This is a genomic window from Lysinibacillus sp. FSL W7-1291, assembly GCF_038593415.1.
Taxonomy (GTDB): domain Bacteria; phylum Bacillota; class Bacilli; order Bacillales_A; family Planococcaceae; genus Lysinibacillus; species Lysinibacillus fusiformis_D.
The window spans coordinates 3,327,013-3,349,009 of sequence record NZ_CP151994.1 but is presented as its reverse complement, the minus strand read 5'-3'; the positions used below and the strand labels follow the sequence as shown (position 1 = coordinate 3,349,009).

Annotated in this window: 19 protein-coding genes; 16 read left to right on the top strand and 3 right to left on the bottom strand. The window is 38.2% G+C overall.

Going from position 1 to position 21,997, the window contains the following annotated elements; genetic code table 11:
* Positions 1 to 13: 13 nt before the first annotated feature.
* Positions 14 to 1,102 (bottom strand): Xaa-Pro peptidase family protein, encoded by a 1,089-nt coding sequence (locus tag NST76_RS16150; RefSeq protein ID WP_089934177.1) that lies wholly within the window; start codon positions 1,100 to 1,102, stop codon positions 14 to 16.
* A 233-nt stretch (positions 1,103 to 1,335) separates the two neighbouring features.
* Here NST76_RS16150 and NST76_RS16145 point away from each other — a divergent pair, with 233 nt between their 5' ends.
* Both NST76_RS16145 and NST76_RS16140 read left to right on the top strand, forming a co-directional pair.
* Complete coding sequence (locus NST76_RS16145) at positions 1,336 to 2,019, top strand: metal-dependent hydrolase (protein WP_089934174.1); 684 nt, start codon at positions 1,336 to 1,338, stop codon at positions 2,017 to 2,019.
* Positions 2,020 to 2,171: 152 nt separating this feature from the next.
* Positions 2,172 to 3,479: a DRTGG domain-containing protein gene (locus tag NST76_RS16140; protein ID WP_342544144.1), complete on the top strand. Its 1,308-nt coding sequence runs from the start codon at positions 2,172 to 2,174 to the stop codon at positions 3,477 to 3,479.
* A 55-nt stretch (positions 3,480 to 3,534) separates the two neighbouring features.
* On the opposite strand, the gene NST76_RS16135 is transcribed toward NST76_RS16140, so the two are convergent.
* Entirely contained in the window at positions 3,535 to 3,840 is a 306-nt protein-coding gene (locus NST76_RS16135; RefSeq protein ID WP_036118909.1) for a YtpI family protein, read from the bottom strand.
* A 90-nt stretch (positions 3,841 to 3,930) separates the two neighbouring features.
* Here NST76_RS16135 and NST76_RS16130 point away from each other — a divergent pair, with 90 nt between their 5' ends.
* From NST76_RS16130 to NST76_RS16095, 8 genes are all read left to right on the top strand, one after another.
* Complete coding sequence (locus NST76_RS16130; RefSeq protein ID WP_089934172.1) at positions 3,931 to 4,875, top strand: bifunctional oligoribonuclease/PAP phosphatase NrnA; 945 nt, start codon at positions 3,931 to 3,933, stop codon at positions 4,873 to 4,875.
* A gap of 22 nt (positions 4,876 to 4,897) precedes the next feature.
* Complete coding sequence (dnaE, locus tag NST76_RS16125) at positions 4,898 to 7,981, top strand: DNA polymerase III subunit alpha (RefSeq protein WP_342535029.1); 3,084 nt, start codon at positions 4,898 to 4,900, stop codon at positions 7,979 to 7,981.
* Between the two features lie 131 nt (positions 7,982 to 8,112).
* Positions 8,113 to 8,754, top strand: coding sequence for a GntR family transcriptional regulator (locus tag NST76_RS16120; protein ID WP_340809335.1), 642 nt, complete (start codon positions 8,113 to 8,115; stop codon positions 8,752 to 8,754).
* 24 nt (positions 8,755 to 8,778) lie between these two features.
* Positions 8,779 to 9,636, top strand: coding sequence for an acetyl-CoA carboxylase, carboxyltransferase subunit beta (gene accD / locus NST76_RS16115; RefSeq protein ID WP_036118916.1), 858 nt, complete (start codon positions 8,779 to 8,781; stop codon positions 9,634 to 9,636).
* Positions 9,629 to 10,585: an acetyl-CoA carboxylase carboxyltransferase subunit alpha gene (locus NST76_RS16110; protein ID WP_036118918.1), complete on the top strand. Its 957-nt coding sequence runs from the start codon at positions 9,629 to 9,631 to the stop codon at positions 10,583 to 10,585. The genes accD and NST76_RS16110 overlap by 8 nt, the downstream gene beginning before the upstream one ends.
* A gap of 323 nt (positions 10,586 to 10,908) precedes the next feature.
* Complete coding sequence (gene pfkA / locus NST76_RS16105; protein WP_036118919.1) at positions 10,909 to 11,868, top strand: 6-phosphofructokinase; 960 nt, start codon at positions 10,909 to 10,911, stop codon at positions 11,866 to 11,868.
* A gap of 26 nt (positions 11,869 to 11,894) precedes the next feature.
* On the top strand, positions 11,895 to 13,655 hold the full coding sequence (gene pyk / locus NST76_RS16100) for a pyruvate kinase (RefSeq protein WP_271910704.1): 1,761 nt from the start codon (positions 11,895 to 11,897) through the stop codon (positions 13,653 to 13,655).
* Between the two features lie 201 nt (positions 13,656 to 13,856).
* Positions 13,857 to 14,246: an FxsA family protein gene (locus NST76_RS16095; RefSeq protein ID WP_051891590.1), complete on the top strand. Its 390-nt coding sequence runs from the start codon at positions 13,857 to 13,859 to the stop codon at positions 14,244 to 14,246.
* Here the strand turns inward: NST76_RS16095 and NST76_RS16090 are convergent.
* Complete coding sequence (locus tag NST76_RS16090; RefSeq protein WP_082673687.1) at positions 14,230 to 15,195, bottom strand: AI-2E family transporter; 966 nt, start codon at positions 15,193 to 15,195, stop codon at positions 14,230 to 14,232. The two genes, NST76_RS16095 and NST76_RS16090, sit on opposite strands and share 17 nt — an antisense overlap.
* A gap of 250 nt (positions 15,196 to 15,445) precedes the next feature.
* Here NST76_RS16090 and citZ point away from each other — a divergent pair, with 250 nt between their 5' ends.
* From citZ to NST76_RS16060, 6 genes are all read left to right on the top strand, one after another.
* Entirely contained in the window at positions 15,446 to 16,561 is a 1,116-nt protein-coding gene (gene citZ / locus NST76_RS16085) for a citrate synthase (protein WP_036118926.1), read from the top strand.
* 79 nt (positions 16,562 to 16,640) lie between these two features.
* Complete coding sequence (gene icd, locus NST76_RS16080; RefSeq protein WP_036118927.1) at positions 16,641 to 17,903, top strand: NADP-dependent isocitrate dehydrogenase; 1,263 nt, start codon at positions 16,641 to 16,643, stop codon at positions 17,901 to 17,903.
* Positions 17,904 to 18,082: 179 nt separating this feature from the next.
* Positions 18,083 to 19,021 carry a malate dehydrogenase gene (gene mdh / locus NST76_RS16075; RefSeq protein WP_036118928.1) on the top strand — a complete coding sequence of 313 codons (939 nt, stop codon included), beginning with the start codon at positions 18,083 to 18,085 and terminating at the stop codon, positions 19,019 to 19,021.
* Positions 19,022 to 19,207: 186 nt separating this feature from the next.
* Complete coding sequence (locus NST76_RS16070; protein WP_036118931.1) at positions 19,208 to 19,648, top strand: MaoC/PaaZ C-terminal domain-containing protein; 441 nt, start codon at positions 19,208 to 19,210, stop codon at positions 19,646 to 19,648.
* Between the two features lie 52 nt (positions 19,649 to 19,700).
* Positions 19,701 to 20,417 carry a response regulator transcription factor gene (locus NST76_RS16065; protein ID WP_036118933.1) on the top strand — a complete coding sequence of 239 codons (717 nt, stop codon included), beginning with the start codon at positions 19,701 to 19,703 and terminating at the stop codon, positions 20,415 to 20,417.
* A complete protein-coding gene (locus tag NST76_RS16060; RefSeq protein WP_036118935.1) occupies positions 20,414 to 21,949 on the top strand; it encodes an ATP-binding protein in 1,536 nt (511 codons plus the stop codon). The genes NST76_RS16065 and NST76_RS16060 overlap by 4 nt, the downstream gene beginning before the upstream one ends.
* The last annotated feature ends 48 nt before the right edge of the window (positions 21,950 to 21,997 follow it).

Sequence of the window (21,997 nt, the reverse complement as noted above, 5' to 3'; positions counted from 1 at the left end):
TTTTTGTGTGTAATTATAGAACAATTAAATCTTTCGGGAATTTTGTTAATACTTCAACGCCATCTTTCGTTACAACTACATCATCCTCAATGCGTACGCCTGTCACATCTGATTTATAAATCCCTGGCTCAATTGTAAAGACCATGCCTTCTTCCATCGTCATTTCATTTGCACCTGTAACGGATGGGAATTCATGCACAGAAATTCCAAGGCCATGACCAAGACGGTGAGTGAAATATTCACCATAGCCAGCTTCTGTGATAGTATCACGTGCAATTTTATCTAAGTCCATCGCACGAATACCTGGTTTTACAGCTGCGACAGCATTTGTATTGGCAGCTAAAACAGCGTGATAAATTTCCTTCTGTGCTTCACTAGGCTCCCCAAAGGCAACAGTACGCGTAATATCTGAGCAATAGCCATCGTAAATAACCCCAAGGTCAAATAATACCATATCCCCTTTTTCAATTTTACGTGCACCTGGCTTGCCGTGAGGAGAGGCCGTTTTTGGACCACTTAATACCATTGTTTCAAAGGACATTTTGCAACCTTTATCTTGAATAGCACTTTCAATCGCTGTTAGAATTTCCATTTCTGTTTTCCCTTCAGCGATCTCCTTACAACCGATTTCAATTGCATAGTCTGCTAGCTCCGCAGCTTTACGTAATTTTTCTAATTCAGTCCCATCTTTGATGACGCGCATAGCATTAATCTTTTCATCAAGGCGAACAAAGTTAGCCTGTGGGAATGATTGCTGTAAAGCTTCTAAACGCTCGACGATTAGTTGCGCTTTTTCAATAGCAAACGTAGTCGGATTAACTTGGCGTGAAATGATTGCTTGCGCAAGAACGTCCATTGAGTTTTCAGTATCCTGATGGCCGATTACCTCATAAGACCAACCTGCTGCCTTCGCATCTGGAATCTCCATTTGTGGACAAATTAGAAAAGGCTCGGCATCTTTAAAAATCATGACTCCTAGTAATCTTTCATGTGGATCACTTTTAAAGCCTGAAACGTAAAAAACATTGTCAGGTGTTGTTACGAATGCTGCATCGATGTGATGTTGCTGTAAATAACTTTGGATTTCTTCGACCTTTGACATCAATATGTCCTCCTTTTAGTACATGGGAAATTTTACGTAAAAAAGCGTCGACTCTATAAAGCAATGTCGATGTTCCTTTTCTAGTACTGAATAATTGTGCGCTAACAGGGTATAAGGCTGTTAGAGAACACTACGATTATTCTCTGTACAAGCATATCAAAAAAAGGGAAAAAGCGCATGAGTAGCGAATTAAAATGATGAACTGTAATTTGGTTTTCGAGGAGGATTTTAAAATGGAAATTAGTTATCATGGACATTCAGTTGTCAAAATTCAAACAAACGGGAAAACAATTTTAATTGACCCTTTTATTAATGGCAATGGGCAAACAGACTTAACGGTGGCAGGAGAAGCACCAGATATTATTGTACTTACACATGGACATAATGATCATGTTGGGGACACAGTGGAGCTAGCGAAGAAAAAAGATGCGTTAGTCATTGCCCCAAATGAATTAGCTAATTGGATCTCTTGGCAAGGTGTAAAAGCGCATCCAATGCATATTGGAGGTGCTAAGGAGTTTGACTTTGGTAAGGTGAAGTTTACACAAGCCTTTCACGGTTCATCTTATGTAACAGAGAATAATGAGATAATTTATATGGGTATGCCAGCAGGGGTTTTATTATTTGTTGAGGGATTAACGATTTATCATGCAGGTGATACAGCTCTATTTAGTGATATGAAATTAATTGGCGAACGACACCCTATTGATATTGCATTTTTACCGATTGGGGATAATTTTACAATGGGACCAGAGGATGCAGCTTGCGCGGTTTCATTCTTAAAGCCGAAAATTGTCGTACCAATTCATTACAATACATTCCCACCAATCGAGCAGGATCCACAAATTTTTGCAGATTTAGTGCAAAATACAGAGGTTCAAATTTTGAAAGCTGGCGAAAAAGTAAACTGTTTCTAATCGTTGACAGGGCTGTACTATATGAATTGACACCACGCTAGTAGTTGAAATGATGGGGAAAGTTAAACAATTTGATCACTTTATATTAAATATTTTTATAAAAAATATGGTACACTAAGAGCAGAATAGAAGCTTAGGAAATAGGTGATATTTTGTCTACAAAACATGAGAAAATTTTACAATACATCGAATCACTACCCGTGGGTGATAAAATTTCAGTACGTCAAATAGCGAAAGAAATGCAAGTGAGTGAAGGGACGGCTTATCGTGCCATAAAGGAAGCGGAAAATCGTCGCTTAGTAAGTTCGATTGAGCGTGTTGGAACAATTCGCATTGAGAAAAAAAAGAAAGAAAATATTGAACGCTTAACTTTTGCAGAAATTGTCAATATTGTCGATGGCCAAGTTTTAGGTGGAAAATCGGGTCTACATAAAACGTTAACGAAATTTGTCATTGGTGCAATGCAATTAGAAGACATGATGCGTTATACAGATGCAGGTAGCTTATTGATTGTTGGTAACCGGATTAAGGCACATGAAAATGCACTTCGAGCGGATGCAGCTGTTTTAATCACTGGCGGTTTTGATACAACGGAAGATAATAAAATACTTGCGGATTCATTAGATTTACCCATTATTTCAACAAGCTATGATACGTTTACAGTAGCAACAATGATTAACCGAGCAATTTATGACCAATTAATCAAAAAAGATATTTTATTTATTGAAGATATTTATGTCCCAATGACTGACACGGCTGCCTTAAAAAATGATGAAACGATCCATCATTTTCATAAGTTAAATGAACGCACAACACATGGTGCATTTCCTGTTGTCACACATCAAAATAAATTAGTCGGGATGATTACCGTAAAAGACGTTATTGGTCGTGAAGAGAACGAGCTAGTTGAAAAAGTAATGACAAAAAATCCGATTGCTGGTTCCATGAAAATGAGTGTAGCTTCTGCTGGGCATCGTATGATTTGGGAAGGGATTGATCTCTTACCAATTGTTGATGATGACAATATTTTGCAAGGTGTTATTAGTCGTCAGGATGTACTTAAGGCGCTGCAATTAGCACAAAGACAGCCTCAGCATGGTGAAACGATTGATGATTTAGTGAAAAATGAGATGAAGGTACTGGGTGATGAAGAACTAATAGTAGAGTTTAAAGTCACACCACAAATGACCAATCAATATGGGGCCATTTCATATGGTGCTTTTACAACTTTACTAGCTGAAGTTGGTTCATTTGCCTTAAAACGCCGTAAACGTGGTGATGCAGTGGCTGAGAATATGACTATTTATTTTATTAAGCCGGTTCAAATGGAAAGTACGCTTACGGTTAAGCCTCGCATTTTAGACATGAGTCGTAAGTTTGTGAAAATGGACTTCGAAGTGTATAATCAACAAATGCTTGTCGGTAAGGCAATGATGATGTTCCAACTATTAGAACGTTAAGTATTGAAAAAGGGATGGCCTAGCGCAATTGCTTGGTCATCCCTTTGTACATATATTATTGATTAATGCGGAATTCTTCCTCAACAAATTGCCCATAATGGCGTGCTTTTTTTATATTTTCTATAACAACTAAGATGCCTAGTGCGACAAGAATTGCTACAATAATAAATGTAAATAAGCCTGGGAATAAATAAGCTTGATTTAAAGCGAAGGATAAAATTAAGGAACCTAAGCCGATATTCGCCTTACTTTTATACCAATTTTTAGCAATTGGTAGTGGAGAACGGAATTGTTTTGTTTTAAAATAGAAATAAAAAACAAAAGATATGATAATCGCAAATACAAATATTAAATTGAGCATAGTAAACCTCCTAGCATAACTAGACATTATTGTAACGATAATTATAAAAAAATGCTAACGGTTCTTACTATCATTTTGGAGGAATGTAAGGTGAAAAGACAAATCATCGACACAATTAAGGCCTTTGAAACAATCATTATTCATCGTCATGTACGTCCAGATCCGGATGCTTATGGTTCTCAGCAAGGTTTAAAAGAGATTATTTTAGCCAACTACCCTGAGAAAAAGGTCTTTGCTGTTGGTGAACATGATGCTTCCTTATCATTTATGGCACAGCCTGATGAAATAGCAGATGATATGTACGACAATGCTTTAGTAATTGTCACAGACACGGCCAATACAGAGCGGGTTGACGATCAACGCTATACAAAAGGAAAAATGGTGATAAAAATTGATCACCACCCAAATGACGATGCATATGGTGACTTATTATGGGTAGATACGACAGCAAGCTCATGCAGTGAAATGATTTATGCGTTGTATGAAGAAGGCAAGGCAGTTGCTAGCTGGCAACTTACAGATGCTGCTGCACGCCTATTATTTGCAGGAATTGTAGGGGATACAGGAAGATTCCAGTTCCCGAGCACGACAGCGAAAACATTTAAAGTGGCTTCAGAGCTGATTACATATGATTTTGATCGAAATCAAATTTTTGATGGTATGTATGAAATGGAGCAAAAGCTACTTAATTTACAAGGCTATATATATCAAAACTTTACAATGGATGAGCATGGAGCTGCCTATGTAAAGCTAACAAAGGAATTGTTAGCGGAATATAATACAGTGCCATCTGAGGCCTCTTTATTAGTAGGCTGCCTTGGCAGTGTTAAAGGGATATGCGCGTGGGTTGTTTTCATTGAAGAAGTAGATCAAATACGAGTACGTCTACGTTCGAAGGGACCTGTTATTAATACATTAGCAAAAGAATTTAATGGTGGAGGACATCCGCTTGCATCTGGTGCGACAGCTTATTCATGGGAGGAAGCTGACCACGTTATTTCAAGATTACAAGAAATGTGTAAGGCGTATCATTAACAGAGAAAAGGAAGGGATTCATTTGACACATGTATATACGAAAATGTATACGAGCGCGGATTTATTGAAAAGCACAATTCGGCTTGAGCAATTGATTCCTTTTTTACAAGAGCAAAAGACACAGGCCTGTGCAATCGTTAATACGAAATTGTACGGGCTTTTGCCTTTTTGTAAAGCATTGCAGCAAGCAAGTATCCACGCTGTCATTGGGCTTTCCGTTAACGTACAGTGGCATGAGAAAACCATCCCTCTTGTTCTGTATGCACAAACGCAGGAGGGCTATCAACAGCTATTAAAGATTAGTAGTGCTATATCCATTAGACAAGACGAAGTGTTGCCTTGGAAGTGGCTTGAGGGATACGCAGCGGGTTGTATAGCTCTGCTTTCCACAAATGATTTTGCAGATTTAGAGGATTGGCATACTGCGGTCACTGCTTTAATTCAGCTATTTCAACAGCAATTATATGTGGGCATCGCTAGACCAGATGGAGTAAAAACAGCGAATGAAGAAGAAATAGTGATTTGGTGCGAAGAACAGTCTATTCCGCTTGTTGCCACTCAAAGCTGTTATTTTTTACGTCCAGAAGATCATTTTGCTTATGAAGTAGCAAGAGCAATTGATACAGGTGATAAGCTAGGAAACACTATGCTAACGGCCGATGTGCAAGGCTATTTTGCACCGACAGCAGATGAATGGCAAAATTGGTTTGCTGATCATCCACAGTGGCTTGAAGCAAGTGTACAAATGCTTGCTAGCTGTAAAGCTGTTGTACCTGAAATGTCTGTGCAAATGCCTAAATTTCCTGTACCTGTAGATGAAACAGCTGAAAGCTTGCTGATGAAGGAAGCATTTACAGGATTAGAAGAAAGATTTCAGCAAATGACGATACCTACAGCCTATCGGGAACGGCTACAATATGAGCTTGAAATTATTTGTTCCATGGGCTTTGCTGACTATTTTTTAGTTGTCGCGGATTTTATGCACTATGCGAAAGAAAATCGCATTTTGACTGGACCTGGTCGTGGTTCGTCCGCAGGTTCCCTTGTGGCATATAGCCTCGCCATTACACAAGTAGATCCACTTGCCTATGGTTTATTATTTGAACGTTTTTTAAACCCTGAAAGAATTACTTTACCTGATATTGATATTGATTTTGTTGATAGTAAAAGACATCAAGTGATTCAGTATGTTGCCCAAAAATATGGCAAAGCCAATGTTGCGCAAATTATTACATTTGGCACACTGTCTGCAAAGGCAGTTGCGAGGGATGTTGCAAGGGTTTTTGGTTTTGAGGCAGAGACATTAGAAAAAATTTCGAAGATGATTCCAAATAAGCCTGGTATTACATTGCAAAGAGCTATGGCAGAATCACATGACTTTCAAAACTGGCTTGCAGACAATGAAAAGCATCAGCGATGGTTCGAGGTAGCGCTAAAATTAGAAGGTCTGCCTAGAAATTCCTCTACACATGCAGCTGGTATTGTCATCGCCCCTTCGCCATTAGTGAATACGGTACCAATTGAAGAAGGGCATGATGGTATTTATAGTACGCAATGGCCGATGGGAGATATTGAAGCGTGCGGTCTCGTCAAAATGGATTTTTTAGGCTTGCGTAATCTCACCATTTTAGAGCAAATACGTTGGTCTATTTATAAAGTGGGAGGACCTTGGATAGAATTTGAACGAATCCCTATGCATGATGAAAAGACGTTTCAACTTTTACAAAAAGGGGATACGCTAGGGATTTTTCAATTAGAATCAGACGGAATGAAACAAGCTTTACGTGATATCCAACCTACGAACTTTTTAGATATTGTAGCTATAAATGCACTTTATCGTCCTGGTCCAATGGATTTTATTCCGGTCTATGCAAGAAGAAAAGCTGGCAAAGAAATGGTTACGATGCCCCATCCAGTGTTAGAGCCTATTTTACAAGAGACATTTGGTGTAATTGTCTATCAAGAGCAGATTATTAAAATTGCCTCAGTTCTCGCAGGATTTACAATGGGACAAGCCGATTTACTGCGCCGTGCAGTGAGTAAAAAAGATCGTCAAGTTTTAGAGGAGCAACGTGCTGCATTTATTCAAGGGGCATTACAGCAAGGCTTTGATCAGCAAGTAGCGGAAGAAGTCTATGAACTGATTGTGCGTTTTGCGGATTATGGTTTCCCTAAAAGTCATGCGGTTGCCTATAGTGTCATTTCCTATCAAATGGCCTATTTAAAGGCGCATTTCCCTCGAAGCTTTTATGCAGCGTTATTATCTAATGCAACAGGTAATGTCGATAAGATTCAACAACTTGTCCATGAGGCAAAGGATAAAGGCATCCCATTTTATCCACCTTCTTTAAAAAACAGTACAAAGTATTTTACAGTAGAAAATGAAGGTATTCGCTATAGCTTATCTGGCATCAAAGGTGTGCCCCATACACTGATAGAGAAAGTGAATACGCTACGTCAAACAAGTCCAGAAGTACTGAATAATATGTTTGATTTGGCTGTTGCCTTAAGTGCACAGCATTTTAAAGCTAAAGTGATGGAAGCATTAATCTATGCTGGAGCGCTTGATTATCTTGAGAAGGACAGGGCTGTTCTTCTCATGACAGTAGACGCAGCCTTAAAACATGCGGAGTTATTAAGACCTACTGAAGATATAGATCTGGCATCAGCTATGACACTTAGTTTTGGTAAGCCAAAATATATGCAGGCAGAAGAGATGTCTCAAAAGGAAAAATTAGTACATGAGAAGGAAAGCTTAGGCTTTTATATTTCTACCCATCCAGTAGCACAAGAAAGACTACACTGGCATGATGTCAATAGTACTTGTCGCGAGTTAAAGCAACTTCGTGATGGTAGTTATGTAAAAATGATTGGTATGATTGAAGAAGTGAAAAAAATTCGTACAAAAAAAGGGGAGCAAATGGCTTTCGTTCAGCTACAGGATGAGTATGGAGCTGTTTCGATTACATTATTCCCTCAAGTTTTTCAACTTGTCCAAGATTTATTGCTAGAGGATGAGATGCTAGTAATTGATGGTGTGTTGGAGAGGCGTTTTGGTAAGCTACAAATCAAAGTAAAACATGCACAAGCGACAAAAAAGATATGAAATGAAACAAGAATATAGAAACTGCATAAATTTTATGCAGTTTTTCCTTTACTTTTGAACGGTTCTTTTGTAAGCTAGAATCAACGTTAAAAAGTGGTCAGACCACTTTTTTGATAAGGGGAGTTAGTCGTATGGATAAAAAAACCGAACAAAAAAAAGTGTTTTTAGAAATCGTCCAACAACTACGTCAACTCATTAAAATGGAAAAAATCCAAGCAGGTGAAAAACTACCCTCCGAACGAGTTCTATCAGAGCGTCTAGGTGTCGGGCGATCCTCTGTGAGAGAGGCTTTGCGAAGCTTAGAATTGCTAGGGCTTATTGAAACAAGACACGGTGGTGGTACTTTTCTTGCGTCCACACATAAGCATCAGCTCGTAGAAATACTGTCGATGTTTATATTAGAAGATGAAAAATCGAAGAAAGATGTCGCATTAACGCGACAAATTCATGAAATGGAAGCAATCCGCGTAATAAGTTGTACAGAGATTCTTCGCACACTACCTGTGTGGGATGGTTTTTTTGTGAAACTAGAAATAGAGGGAGCGGTTAATTGTCGAGATATTTTACGAGAGTTATTGATTACGACAGGGAATCGTCTTTCTTTAAAAATCTGGTTTCAATTAGCAGCTTATGATGGCGACCGTTTAAATCGAAACTCAACAGAAGATGAAAAATTAATCATTCAAACGATGTTAAAATCGATGCAGCTTGGGTACGAAAAAGAAGCATTGAAAGCTTATGAACAGTGGATGAGTACTGTACAAAGCATTTAGCTAACAACAAAGGGGGAGTCGAACATGGCAATACGCAGCTTATTTAGTGGTAATCGAAAAAAGAAAGAGGACGGACAAGAAAAGACATTTCCAGAAGGGTTAATGACGAAATGTCCTGAATGTCGTCACATTCAACTGACAAAGGAATTAGAAAAAAACGATAAAGTATGTACAAAATGTAGTCACCATTTCAAAATGACAGCACAAGAGCGTGTGGACTATTTTTTAGATGAAGGCTCATTCGAATCAATGGATGATCATTTACAAACAAGTAATCCCCTTAATTTCCCAGCCTATGTAGAAAAAATTTCAGCCGACCAAGAGAAAACAGGTTTAAATGAGGCTGTCCTAACGGGTGTCGGAACGTTAGATGGCGAAGAAATCGTCGTAGCAATTATGGATTCTCATTTCCGCATGGGTTCAATGGGCTCCGTTGTGGGTGAAAAAATCACGCGAGCAATAGAAAAGGCAACAGCATTAGGTGTGCCATTTATCATCTTTACTGCTAGTGGTGGTGCTCGTATGCAAGAGGGCGTATTGTCATTAATGCAGATGGCTAAAACAAGTGTGGCTTTAAAGCGTCACAGTGATCATGGTTTATTGTTCATTTCTATTTTAACGCATCCAACAACGGGTGGAGTTTCCGCAAGCTTTGCTTCTGTTGGTGATATAAATATTGCCGAGCCACAAGCATTAATTGGCTTTGCAGGTCGTCGTGTTATTGAAGAAACAGTAAGAGAAAAATTGCCAAGCGATTTCCAAACAGCAGAATTTTTATTAGAGCATGGTCAGCTTGATGCTATCTTCCCTCGCAAGGATTTACGTAAACAAGTTTCATTACTTGTAAAAATGCATACGAAAGGTGGCGTCCAACATGCCTAAAAATTTAGCATTTGAAGAACCAGTCGTACAATTACGAGAGAAAATTGATGAATTAAAAACAATTGCTGCTGAAGCAGATGTAGATATGTCAGGAGAAATCGAAAAGCTTGAAACACGTTTATCGCAATTAGAGCAATCGATTTATGCCAATATGAAGCCTTGGGATCGTGTGCAGGTAGCAAGACACCCAGAAAGACCAACAACTTTACAATATATTGAAGCGATGTGTGAAGACTTTATTGAACTGCATGGTGACCGTACGTTTGGTGACGATGCAGCTATTCTAGGTGGGATTGCCATTTTTGAAGGGCAGCCAGTAACGATTATTGGTCATCAGCGTGGTAAATCGACAAAAGAAAATATACGCCGTAATTTTGGTATGCCGCATCCAGAGGGCTATCGTAAAGCGCTACGTTTGATGAAGCAAGCTGAAAAATTTAAGCGACCGATTATTTGTTTTATTGATACAAAAGGTGCTTACCCAGGTAAAGCTGCTGAAGAACGAGGACAAAGTGAAGCAATTGCTAGAAATCTTGTTGAAATGGCAGGCTTAACTGTACCTGTTATTAGTATCGTCATTGGTGAAGGAGGAAGTGGTGGTGCACTAGCACTAGGTGTAGCAAACCGTGTCTTTATGCTAGAGAACTCAACATATTCCGTTATTTCTCCTGAAGGCGCAGCTTCAATTCTATGGCGTGATGGTAGCCTTGCTAAGCAAGCGGCAGAAGCTATGCGCATTACAGCACCAGATTTAAAAGAACTTGGTGTAATAGATGGCATTATCCCTGAAATAATCGGTGGTGCCCATCGCAATGTGGCAAAACAGGCTCTTTCTATTAAAGAATGCATTAGCGACACACTTCATACATTAAATTCTCTAAATGGAGAACAATTAATTGAAGATCGTTATGAAAAATTCAAAAAAATAGGACAATATACAGAAGCGTAAACATAGTTGTTCATAACAAATGAATGCTCTTATCTGATCGTGTATAAAAAATCTAAGCGTATAAATTTGCTCGTAAAGAGACAAAATTTGTATCTTAACATATTAAAAGGCTATAAAAATTAAAGAAGATAATAGCGCATGATAAACGCCAGACTTCTTGAAGAAATGTTAGATTTAGGATGTTTTGGAATGGAAAGAGTGTGTGAAAGCGCATTCTTTTCATTTTTTATGTAAAAGTTATGTTTTTGTATCCTCAGAGCCCTTACATAGTTTGTTTTTTCATGTTAATGTGAATAATAATAGTAACTGCAGGAGGTTCGACAATGAAAAAAATTGCTGTATTAACTAGTGGTGGAGATGCGCCTGGAATGAACGCGGCTATTCGAGCGGTCGTTCGTAAGGCAGCGTTTCATGGGATTGATGTTGTCGGAATTAAGCATGGTTATGAAGGCTTAATAAAAGGATATATGGAAGAACTTGATTTAGGTGCAGTTGGTGGTATTATTCAGCGTGGTGGTACGCATTTAAATTCGGCCAGATGTCCAGAGTTTAAAGAGGATGCTATCCAACAACAAGGTATTGACAATTTAAGAGCTGCTGGAATTGAAGGACTTGTTGTCATTGGTGGTGACGGGTCTTATCGAGGTGCAATGGATTTAGTAAAAAAAGGTTTCCCTGTTGTAGGGGTGCCAGGAACAATCGACAATGATATTCCAGGAACGGAATATACAATCGGTTTTGATACGGCTCTTAATACAGTCGTAGAATCCATCGATAAAATCCGAGATACAGCTACATCTCATGAAAATTCTTTCATTGTTGAGGTCATGGGGCGTGATGCAGGTGATATCGCCTTGTGGGCAGGCCTTGCTGCTGGTGCTGAAACAGTGTTAATTCCAGAGGAAGATTATAATTTAGATGATATTGTAGCACGCTTAGACCGTGGAGCTGCACGTGGTAAAAAACATAGCATTATTATTGTAGCAGAAGGGGTCATGTCTGGCAGTGAGCTGGCAAAGTTGTTAAATGAAAAAACAGGAAAAGAAACACGCGTTTCAGTGCTAGGTCATATTCAACGAGGCGGTTCACCGACCGCACGAGATCGAGTATTGGCAAGTCAATTTGGTGCACATGCAGTTGAATTGCTAATGGAAGGCAAGGCTGGTCGAGCAGTAGGTATTCGTAATCACCAAGTCATTGATTATGATATGCCAGAAGCTTTTGAAAAAAATCATGAGGCAGATGTAAGCCTTTATACACTAATGAAAGAACTATCAATATAATTTGTTATAAAACGGAGTGGGCAAAAATGAGAAAAACAAAAATCGTATGTACAATCGGACCTGCAAGTGAGTCGGCAGAAACTTTAGAAAAATTAATGGAAGCAGGTATGAATGTAGCCCGCTTGAATTTTTCACACGGATCTCATGAAGAACATGCAGGGCGTATTCAATTAATTCGTGAAGTGGCACAAAAGTTAAACAAACCAGTAGGAATTTTACTTGATACAAAAGGACCTGAAATTCGTACACATAATATGAAAAATGGTGAGCTACATTTAGCAGCAGGCCAAGTGATTGATATTTCAATGACTGAAGTAGAAGGTACTGAGACAAGCTTCTCTGTCACATATGAGCGTTTAATTGAAGATGTTGAGCAAAACTCAATTATTTTACTTGATGATGGTCTTATTCAGTTACGCGTATTAGCAACTGATCTGGAAAAAGGTTTAATTCATACGATTGTTGAAAATGCTGGCGTCCTAAAAAATAAAAAAGGTGTAAATGTACCAGGTGTTTCTGTACAGCTACCAGGGATCACAGAAAAAGACGCGCAAGATATTCTATTCGGTATTGAGCAAGGTGTAGACTTTATTGCTGCTTCATTTGTTCGTCGTGCAAAGGATGTGCTTGAAATCCGTGAATTGCTTGAACAAAATGGTGGTAGTCATATTCAAATTATCCCGAAAATCGAGAACCAAGAGGGTGTCGATAATATCGACGAAATCATCCTAGTATCTGATGGATTAATGGTTGCTCGTGGAGATCTTGGTGTTGAAATTCCAGCAGAAGAAGTACCACTTGTTCAAAAGAAATTGATTTTAAAATGTAATCAAGTAGGTAAACCGGTTATTACGGCAACACAAATGTTAGATTCTATGCAGCGTAACCCACGTCCAACACGTGCAGAAGCAAGTGATGTAGCGAACGCAATCATCGATGGAACAGATGCCATCATGCTATCAGGTGAAACTGCTGCGGGTCTTTATCCAGTAGAATCAGTTCAAACAATGAATAAAATTGCACAGCATACTGAAAATTCTTTAGACTATCGAAAAATTGTTTCTGCCCGTAGTCGTGAAAAAGAAGCGAATATGACGGAGGCTATCTCTCAAGCAGTAGCATATACATCTATCAATTTAGGGGTAAAAGCCGTATTAGCACCAACTGAAAGTGGTAATACAGCAAGAATGATTGCCAAGTATCGACCAGGTGTGCAAATTGTTGCAGTGACAGGCTCTCCAAATACAGCCAATACTTTAACATTAGTATGGGGTGTGTATCCAATTGTTTGTCAACGAGTGACAACAACAGATGAAATTTTAGAGCTAGCTGTAGATGAAAGCTTGAAACATGGTTTCGTTACGCACGGAGATGCTGTTGTCATTACAGCGGGTGTGCCAGTAGGTGAAGCAGGTACAACAAACTTAATGAAAGTACACATTATCGGAGATTTACTAGCTCGTGGTCAAGGGATTGGCAAAGCCTCCGTTGTAGGGAAGACAGTCGTTGCCAAAAATGCTGCTGAGGCACTTGCTTACGATACAGAAGGATGCATCCTTGTAACAGTTGGATCTGATCGAGATATGATGCCAGCTATAGAAAATTGTATTGGTCTGATTACTGAAGAAGGTGGTCTAACGAGTCATGCAGCAGTTGTTGGTCTAAGCCTTGGTATTCCAGTAATTGTGGGCGTAAAAGAAGCCACAACATTAATACGTCATGATCAAGAGATTACAATGGACGCTGAAACAGGAGTTATTTACAAAGGACATGCGAGTGTTCTTTAACAAGTAACGAAAAGCTCTAGTGCGATTTTTTGTACTAGAGCTTTTAAATAAGGTTGTACACATTTTGTGGTAACTTCTTTTCTCTATCAATACTAAGGAATAGACATTCTCTTTGAATGAAGGTATTCATTTTTTTATGAAACTAAATGGGCTATAATAACGTATAAAAGGTATAGCTTTTCATGTAGAAAGGAGAAAAATATGCGTAAAATTTTTCTTGGTTTCGTTGTCTACGCTTTAGCCGAATTGGCGTTATTAATAGTCATTGGACAAAATATTGGTGTTTTAAGTACTTTATTGCTCATTATTGCAACGAGCGTTATTGGTATTTATGTCATGAAGAATAAGGGTATGAATTCTGTCCAAAATGTAAAAAATACGTTGGCACGCGGAGAGGCACCAGGTGCTGCTTTAGTGGATGCATTATTAACGTTTAGTGGTGGTTTGCTTTTAGCATTACCAGGATTTTTAACAGATCTTATTGGTCTACTATTGCTCATGCCATTTTCTCGAAAAATGTTCCAACCAGTTGTCTATTACTGGATGCGTAAAAAAATGAAAAAAGGCCAATTCATTATCGTTCAAAGATAGAGTTTTCCTTTAGCTTTACTGCTAAAAATAAAAAGATAGGGCTAAGCAAGATCCCATAAAAGCCAAACAATAGAATAGAGGCAGCACTGATAAAAAATGTATGGAATGTACGTAATTGTAGCGTATTGGACCAAAGCATTGAATCAGCTAGCTGCCTTGTTAATTGAACAAATAAATACAGTAGTAAAATGGCTACACATAAAAAGGTGTTGCCGTTGAAATAAAAATAAATGCTCATTGGTACAAGAAAAACACCGATTCCGAAAAATGGTAATACATCTGCAAATGCTACAATAAAAGCTTTAATGATGGCTTGTTCAAACTGGAGGATCATAAACCCTGCACAAAGGATTAGTAGGGTAATGGTGAATAATTGAAACTCCACGAATAAGAAGTAATGAAAGAGTTGCATGATTTTTGCAAAATGAGATTGCCACTCATGGCGATATTTCTTAGGGACATATTGAAAAAACCAATAGCGTGATTTCCGTGTCTCTAATAAAGCGAAATAATAAGCGACTAAAAAGATAAACACCTCGATAACATGCTTCATTAATACTTGGAAAAGATCTGCTGTGTAAATGATGATAGAATCAAATATGGACAGTGACTTTTCTTTTAATACTTGTACAAACATGGATTCATATTCACTAAAAAGCGGGAAATTTTGTAATGTCTCTCGAATTTCTGGAAAGATAACAATGATACTGTTAATGGATATGACGACAAGAAGAAAAATACAAGTTAATATGAGTACTTCCACAATAATTGCTGCGATCCAATAGGCAATCCTACAATATTTATGTAAGAAATTTATAACAGGATACGTCGAAAAGGATAAAAAAATTGCAAGTGAAACAGGTAATACAAACCAAAGTATTACTAAATAAAAAATAAAAAGTAAAACACTTGTAGTTCTTTCATATGAAAAATACTTTAAATTCCTCATTTTTACAAATTCACCTCAAATCAATTGATAATACGATTGTCAAAATATACAAAAAAATCTCTTTGGAACAAATATATAGTCGTTCGGACGTCTTTTTCTTTATTTGGAGGATTTTCATTCACAAAGCTGTCAAAAATGATTATAATAGCAATGTAAGCGATTTACTTAATGGTTCATATGAGCAAAAACCATAAATGCAACAAAAAAAACGCATTTATAACAAAGTTTAAATATGAGGGAGCGATAATTTATGTCAGCAACTAAAGGTTTAGAAGGTATCGTAGCAGCGGAATCTAAAATCAGTTCAATTATCGATGACACACTTACATATGTTGGTTACAACATTGATGATTTAGCAGAAAATGCGTCATTCGAAGAGGTAATTTACTTGTTATGGCATACTCGTTTACCAAAAGAGGACGAGCTAGCTGAATTAAAACAACAATTGGCAGACAATATGTCAATTCCGCAAGCGATTGTCGACCAATTCAAAACATACCCACTTTCAACTGTACATCCAATGGCTGCATTGCGTACTGCAGTATCTTTACTTGGTGTATTCGATGAAGAAGCGGATGTTATGGATCCAGAAGCAAACTACCGTAAAGCAATTCGTCTACAAGCTAAAATTGCTACAGCAGTAACTGCATTTGCACGTGTTCGTAAAGGTTTAGAGCCAGTTGAGCCAAAACCTGAATTAGGATATGCTGCAAACTTCTTATACATGCTAAAAGGCGAAGAGCCAGCAGCTATTGAAATTGAAGCATTTGACAAAGCATTAGTATTACATGCTGACCATGAATTAAACGCATCTACATTTACAGCACGTGTATGTGTAGCTACTTTATCAGACGTTTATTCGGGTGTAACAGCAGCAATCGGTGCATTAAAAGGACCACTTCATGGTGGAGCAAATGAGCAAGTGATGAAAATGTTATCTGAAATCGGCTCACTTGAAAATGTTGAATCTTACATTCAAAATAAATTAGACAACAAAGAAAAAATCATGGGCTTCGGTCACCGCGTATATCGTAAAGGCGACCCTCGTGCACCACATTTACGTGTAATGTCTAAAAAATTAACTGAGCTAACTGGTAAACCAGAGCTATATGAGATGTCAGTTAAAATCCATGACATGATCGTGGAACAAAAGAAATTACCTGCAAACGTAGATTTCTTCTCTGCGTCAGTGTATGATTCTTTAGGTATTGATCATGACCTGTTCACACCAATTTTCGCAGTATCTCGTACTTCAGGTTGGGTGGCACACATCCTTGAGCAATATGCAAACAACCGCCTAATCCGTCCACGTGCTGAATATGTTGGACCAGGCATGCAAAAATATATTCCAATCAGCGAGCGCTAATTTGGAAAATATGCTAGAATGTTTGGGACTGTGTTATCACTAACACAGTCCTATGATTATGAATTTAGGAGGCAACAGAATGTCAAACAAAATTGTAGTTGAAAATGGCGTACTTAATGTACCAAATAATCCAGTAATTCCTTTCATCGAAGGTGATGGAATTGGTCCAGATATCTGGGCAGCAGCATCACGCGTAATCGATGCAGCTGTAGAAAAAGCTTATAACGGTGAAAAGAAAATCGAATGGTTAGAAGTTTTAGCTGGTGAAAAAGCATTTAACCAAACTGGTGAATGGTTACCACAAGAAACTTTAGACAAAATTAACGAATACTTAATTGCAATCAAAGGTCCTCTTACTACGCCAATCGGTGGTGGTATCCGCTCTCTAAACGTAGCATTACGTCAACAACTTGACTTATATGTATGCTTACGTCCAGTACGTCACTTTGATGGAGTGCCTTCTCCAGTTAAACGCCCAGAAGACGTTGACATGGTTATCTTCCGCGAAAACACAGAAGACATCTATGCTGGTATTGAATTCGAATCTGGCTCTGAACAAGCTCAAAAAATCATCAACTTCCTACAAACTGAATTTGGTGTAAACCAAATCCGTTTCCCAGAAACTTCTGGTATTGGTGTAAAACCTGTATCTAAAGAAGGTACTGAGCGTTTAGTACGTTCTGCTATCGAATATGCAATTAAACATAAACGCCCATCTGTTACTTTAGTTCATAAAGGTAACATCATGAAATTCACTGAAGGTGGATTCAAAAAATGGGGTTATGAATTAGCTGAAAAAGAATTTGCTGATCAAACATTCACTTGGAATCAATATGATGCTATCAAAGCTGAGCAAGGTGAAGAAGCAGCAAACAAAGCGCAAGCTGACGCTTTAGCAGCTGGTAAAATCTTAGTGAAAGATTCTATCGCTGATATCTTCTTACAACAAATTTTAACTCGTCCAACTGAGTTCGATGTAGTAGCTACAATGAACTTAAACGGTGACTATATTTCTGATGCTCTAGCTGCACAAGTTGGTGGTATCGGTATCGCTCCAGGCGCGAACATCAACTATGTAACTGGACATGCAATCTTCGAAGCTACTCACGGTACAGCTCCAAAATATGCTGGCCAAGATAAAGTAAACCCATCATCAGTTTTACTTTCAGGTGTATTAATGCTTGAACACTTAGGATGGCAAGAAGCTGCTGACATGATCACTAAATCTGTTGAGAAAACAATTTCTTCTAAAGTTGTAACTTATGACTTCGCACGTTTAATGGACGGCGCTACAGAAGTGAAATGTTCAGAATTCGCGAACGAGTTAATCAAAAACCTATAATTTTCTATTCTAAAATAGGAATTATCACTAAAGCGGATAGTTTATTCTGCCGATATAATTAGGGTGAAAGTAAATTTAAATTGAATATTTACGATAAACTTGTTTAAACGAGGGAGTGAGATGTATGTCTCCTCCCTCTTTTAAAATATATAACCTAATTTTAAAGGAGCGTATTCAAAATGTCTCTGAAACGTAAAAAAATCTCAGTAATCGGTGGCGGCTTTACAGGCGCTACGGCAGCATTTTTAGCAGCTCAGAAAGAACTTGGTGATGTCGTATTAGTGGATATTCCACAAGCAGAAAACCCAACAAAGGGAAAGGCACTAGATATGTGGGAAGCAGCACCAATACAAGGGTTTGATTCTTATGTACAAGGCACTTCCAATTATGCAGATACGGCTGATTCGGATGTAGTCATCATTACTGCTGGTGTTGCGCGTAAACCAGGTATGAGTCGTGATGATCTCGTTCAAATCAATCAAGGTGTCATGAAAACTGTTTCAAAAGAAATTGCTACGCATTCACCAAATGCTACAATCCTTGTACTGACAAATCCAGTTGATGCCATGACTTATACAGTATACAAAGAAACTGGCTTCCCGAAAAATCGTGTTATCGGTCAATCGGGTGTTCTTGATACAGCTCGTTTCTGTGCATTTGTAGCACAAGAGCTCAATATTTCAGTGAAAGACATTACTGGATTTGTATTGGGTGGTCATGGTGACACAATGGTGCCATTAACACGCTATTCATTTGCAGGTGGTATTCCGTTAGAAACATTAATTTCTGCCGAACGTTTGGAAGAGATTGTTGATCGTACACGCAATGGTGGAGCAGAAATTGTCAACTTACTTGGCAATGGTTCTGCCTATTATGCGCCAGCTGCGGCACTGATTGAAATGGCTGAAGCCATTATTAAAGATCAGAAACGTATTTTGCCATCTATCGCTTATTTAGAAGGTGAATATGGCTACCATGATTTATACTTAGGCGTTCCTACTTTACTTGGAGCCAATGGTATTGAAAAAATCTTTGAGCTTGAGTTAACGGACAAAGAAAAGGCAGCTTTAGACCAATCGGCAGATGCAGTCCGTAATGTGATGAAAATTTTAGTGTAAATGAATAATGCATCAGCGTTATTAAGCAGATTTTTTCGAGCTTACTCGAAAACGAGCAGGATAATTCCTGCTCGTTTTTTTATGTTCAAGTGTTAGGAAGCTTAAGGTCCTTCTGCTTTTCATTGTACTTTTAGCATAAAATTGATACTATGAATGTAGTATGATAGAAAAGGGGTTGGCGTATCTTTGCTTCAAAAAAATAGTAAACTTGGTCTCACAATCGATGAAATTACAGTTGGCGAGAAGATCCATATAACAGAAAAAATCGAGGATAGGGATTTATTGCTGTATTTAGGGCTGACAAACGATAGTAATCCGCTTTATATTCAACATGATTATGCGGCGATGACACCTTTTCAAAAACCAATTGTGCCGACAATTATGTTAAATGGAATTATTACATCAGCTGTGTCCAAGTATATTCCGGGGCCAGGTGCGCGAATTATTGAGCAACATTTAAAATATTTAGGTCCTCTCTATCATTATGAATTATTTGATACGCTTTTAGAGGTAACGGCAGTCAATAAATACGACAATACGATTACGGTATCTGTACACTCATATAATGAGCAAAAGGAGCTTGTGATTGAAGGGATGCTGTTGGTGACACCACCGCTTATATTATAGACGTCTTGAGATTTGAAATGGGGGTTTCAAATCACTTACGGAGGCATTATACATGACAAAAACAATTTTAGTTATTGAAGATGAATTTTCGATTGCAACATTATTGAAATATAATTTAGAACAGGCTGGCTATGTCGTTGAAACGGCTGCTGATGGTCAGGAAGGACTTGAAAAAGCAATCGACCTACAGCCCAATTTAATTCTTTTGGATTTGATGCTTCCAAAACTAGATGGTATGGAGGTATGTAAACAAATCCGACAGCAACGTATGAATACGCCTATCATTATGTTAACTGCAAAAGATGACGAATTTGATAAAGTTCTTGGTCTTGAGCTAGGCGCAGATGATTATATGACAAAGCCTTTTAGTCCACGTGAAGTATTGGCACGTGTCAAGGCTGTGTTAAGACGTTTCACACAAAATGTTGTGGTAGATGATAAGGATGAGCCTAAAGAAAAAATGTATGAGTTTGGACAATTGAGAGTGTTTCCAGAGCGTTTTGAAGTTTTTTTACAAGACGAAGCATTGGAATTTACACCAAAAGAGTTTGAGCTACTTATTTACTTACTTGAAAATAAAAATCGAGTTTTAACACGTGATCAGCTATTAAGTGCTGTATGGAAATATGATTTTGCTGGCGATACTCGAATTGTGGATGTACACATTAGCCACCTTCGCGATAAAATCGAGGAAAATAGCCGTAAGCCAATGTTCATTAAAACAATCAGAGGCCTAGGTTATAAATTTGAGGAGCCGAAAACGACATGAAATCAATGAGCAACCGCTTATTCTTGACATTCATGCTTTTACTTGGAACGATACTAGCTGTCCTAATGATTGTTATAGGTCAGCTTTTTCCTGTTTATATCAAGCAATACAATGAACAAGCAACCACGCAATTACAGGCGTCGATGGATCAAGTAATCGATGAACGCAAGATGGAATTATCAAAGGAAGATCAGGAAGCATTGTATGCAGTACAGAGCATGAAACAAGAGGAATCCTTGTTGTCCTATGTGCATGCCCGACTCTACTTAGTACTAGCTGTTCTTTTCACCATCACATTAATTTTAATCGCCATTGTAAGCCGTTATATGATTCGCAATTTTACGGCACCTATTGATAACGTGACAGAAACGGCTCTTGAGCTTGCCAAGGGAAACTACCGTGCACGTGCCCATGAAAATGAACATGAACGCATGATACCACTCAGTCATTCCATAAATATTTTAGCACGTAATTTACAGGATATTACGACGATACGTGAAGTAGAGGAAGAACGACTGAAGACCCTAATTGAAAATATGGGAAGCTCTCTCATGATGATTGGCCGTGAAGGAAATATTTCCATCGTGAATCGGGTATTTCTAGAGCGCTTTGATATGCAGCTTGATGATGTACAAGGAAAGGTATTTCGTACAATAGGTTTACCAAAATCATTAGAGCAATTTATCGATCATGTCTTTCTAACAGAGATGCCTTATCGACAACAAATCAAAATGGAAATACAGCAGGAGCTCTATAATAAAGAAGTCTACGGGGCACCTGTCATCGGGGATCATGGACGATGGCTAGGCGTTGTTATCGTTATGCACGATATAACGGAACTTGTTCGATTGGAGCAAATTCGAAAAGACTTTGTTGCTAATGTATCACATGAATTACGTACACCTATTACTTCTATTAAAGGCTTTTCGGAAACATTATTGGATGGGGCCTATAAGGATGAAAAAATGCTGATCTCCTTTTTAGAGATCATTTATAAAGAAAGTAATCGACTTCAAATGCTCATTCAAGATTTATTAGAGCTGTCAAAAATTGAGCAGCATGGCTTTACTGTTAATATTATGCCGATGGGCTTACAAGATGTTTTAATCCGTGGAGCAGAGCTGACTGCACCGCGGTTAGATGAGAAAAATATGAGCTTCCAAGTAGATTTCGAACGAGATGTCCAAGTAATGGGAGATGCCAACCGTATTATTCAAATCGTGACGAATTTAATTACCAATGCTATTACATATTCTCCTGAAAATACGACTGTTTCCATTCGTTTAAAGGAAAATGAAACACATGGCATTATCGAAATAGAAGACCAAGGAATCGGTATTGAAAAGCATGAAATTGCTCGTGTTTTTGAGCGTTTTTATCGTGTGGACCGAGCAAGAAGTCGTAATTCTGGCGGAACAGGATTAGGGTTAGCGATTGTGAAGCATCTTGTAGAGGCCCATCATGGTCGTATTCAAGTAGAAAGCGAAGTCGGAATGGGGACTAAAATGATTGTCATGATTCCAAAAGATTAACAATTCCTTTACATGAACAACATGTTATATTCATATTTGGGTACTATA